The organism is Olivibacter sp. XZL3, assembly GCF_004368405.1.
In the GTDB taxonomy this organism is placed as follows: Bacteria; Bacteroidota; Bacteroidia; order Sphingobacteriales; family Sphingobacteriaceae; genus Olivibacter.
The window spans coordinates 1-2,754 of record NZ_SBJH01000038.1; the positions used below are offsets into that span (position 1 = coordinate 1).

The 2,754-nt window shown below is 38.8% G+C and carries 2 protein-coding genes; one reads left to right on the plus strand and one right to left on the minus strand.

The genetic code is table 11. From position 1 onward, the window contains the following. Nucleotides 1–60: 60 nt before the first annotated feature. Entirely contained in the window at nt 61–351 is a 291-nt protein-coding gene (locus EPX21_RS08595; protein ID WP_166670716.1) for a helix-turn-helix domain-containing protein, read from the minus strand. Nucleotides 352–1,016: 665 nt separating this feature from the next. Here EPX21_RS08595 and EPX21_RS08600 point away from each other — a divergent pair. Beyond that, a complete protein-coding gene (locus EPX21_RS08600) occupies nt 1,017–2,711 on the plus strand; it encodes a SusC/RagA family TonB-linked outer membrane protein (protein ID WP_134089260.1) in 1,695 nt (564 codons plus the stop codon). The last annotated feature ends 43 nt before the right edge of the window (nt 2,712–2,754 follow it).

Here is a 2,754-nt window from a genome sequence, read left to right on the forward strand (position 1 = left end):
AAAAATTAATAAATTTATAACTCGAAAGTCTCCTTAAGGTTTCATCCTAATGTGTCTAATTTAGTTTGAAGACGTACAAATTCCCTGAATCTTAATATTTGTTCCCGAATTATCACTATGGTTAAAAAAATAATTTTTTATTCCGTTAGTCGGCTCGTTAAGTTGAAGCAATTCTGCAGGAGTTAAAGACAAAACACTACAAATTGCATCCAGCATACTTAAAGTTATGTCAACATCATCATTTTCAATTGATTTGTATTCATCAACACTAATTTTCAATTCGTCGGCCATAAACTCTTCAGTATACTTGTGAGCTCTTCGGATCTCAATGATGTTTTTCCCTATTTTCATGTTATAAATTTTTATAATCGTAAACATAGTAAAACTTCCACAAAAGAACAAATACTTCTAAACAAACCTCCGTATAAATTCATCTTTCTGAACTAAAACATCAAGTGCTAGAAGCGATTTTTTCTAATTTTCACCGCATTTGCTTTTTCTTTGCAAATACCTAACGCGAGATTATGAAAAGAAAGCAAAAGACACCAAAATCAATCCAAACCATTCTAGAAGAAGTTCTAAAGGGTTACCGTCTATCTAAGCTTTTTTCATATCAATCCTTTAAATTTCATCCGATAGTACTAACTGATGACGAAATCAGTGTCAATAACTCGAATTTCAATCTAACGGTTCAATGTGCTGCGGAAAAAAGCACTAAAAAGGATCTATACAAGAACCTCATTAAATCTCCTGTTTAGCCCCTTCCTCCTTCTCCAAAGAAGTTCAACCTAATTTTTAACCAAACCAAAATCACAGAAAATGAATTTAACGCTCATAAGGGGAATGCTATGCCTTTTCCAAACGAACTATATATATAAATTTAGAAAAACGATCTATCATGTGTTTACTGCGGAGGCTATGCGTATTCCATTTCGTTTGGAACCCGCTGTCGAAGTGATATTGATATTTAATTGCCGAAGCAATAACAAATTAGCTGCGAAAGGGGGAAATAAAAAGTGAAGAAACTTTTGATACCCTTTAAAATTTCGCTTTTAACGGTCTTGTTCTGTGTTTGTTTGACCAATGCCGGGCAGCGGAGACTAGGCACCTCTGCTGCCAACGGCTTGGTTATACAGCAAATTATACTAAAAGGTAAAGTGCTGTCGGCCGTTAACAACGAGCCGCTTGCAGGTGCTACCGTTCGTACTGAAATCGCCTCTATCAAAACCGACCAGAAAGGAAATTTCACTGTCATAACCAAAAAGAACAAGGGAACATTTACGGTCACCTATTTGGGCTATCAAACCAAAGAAATTCAGCATGATATTTCCACCAGCCAGTACTATACCATAAAACTTGATCCACAGCAAAATACCTTAGACGAAACCGTAGTAATTGCTTATGGACAAACTACCAAACGCTTCAACACCGGTAGTGTTGGGCGTGTAACCGCAGCAGAAATTTCAAGGCAATCGGTTGCCAATCCTATAGCTGCGTTACAGGGGCGAATTTCGGGAGTAGAGATAACACAACAGAGTGGACGTACGGGAGCAAATTTTAATGTTCTTATAAGAGGTAGAAGCTCGATTGCAAACGGCAACGAACCCCTATACCTGATCGATGGAGTGCCGTGGTTAAGTGCCGGTATTTCAAAAGCCAGTTCTGTGGGTTCACAAAGTCCGTTCAACAGCATTAACCCATCAGACATTGAGAGTGTCGAAGTGCTTAAAGACGCTGATGCAACCGCAATTTTTGGTAGTAGAGGAGCAAACGGTGTTATACTCATCTCCACAAAGAAAGGCAAGCAGGGAAAAACAGAAGTTGGCCTGAATGCTTACACAGGTATTAGCCAGGTCGGGCACACTATGCCGTTAATGAACACACAGGAATACATTGAAATGCGTGCTCAAGCCTTTGTAAATGATAAAATCTCCCCTACGTCTGTAAATGCTCCTGACCTTACACTTTACGATCAGCAGCGGTATACAAATTGGAAAAAAAATTTAATTGGAAATACAGCTCATTTATCTGATCTACAGTTAAACCTTTCAGGGGGCAGTGATAAAACACAGTTCCGTATTTCAGGTGCCTATCGAATGGAGGAAAACGTTTATCCCGGAGATGAGGCCGACAAACGAGCAAGCGCGCAATTAAATCTCGATCACAGATCCGAAAATGAGAAGTTCCGGATTTCTTTTACGAGCAGCTTTTCAGATTACAAGAACAACATACTTCCCACCGATTTAACAGAGGGTATTTACACTGCACCAAACTTACTACCATATGAAGATAATGGATCCTTATCATGGTCAGAAAACGGATCGGCCGTATATAATAACCCTTTGGCGGCTACATTGAGAAGTTACCGGACAAAAACGCAGAATTTGGTCAGCAATCTGAACGCTAACTACAGTATTACAAAACACATAGCTATCAGGTTGAATGCCGGTTATACCACCATTGCAACAGATGAGGCCAACGTTTATCCGTTAAGCTCTTTTATACCGAACAATTCCAGGATAAGCGGGGAATCAACATTCGCCAATAGTGATTTTAATAGTTGGATTGTAGAGCCGCAACTTACGTATAACCGAAGCTTTGGCGACCATAAGTTGGAAATGTTGTTGGGATCCAGTTGGCAGGAAGAGAAATCCAGCGGTAGGGTTATATTTGCTGTACGTCTTCAAACTAAATTAGACACATTAGGATGAAACCTTAAGGAGACTTTCGAGTTATAAATTTATTAATTTTTGT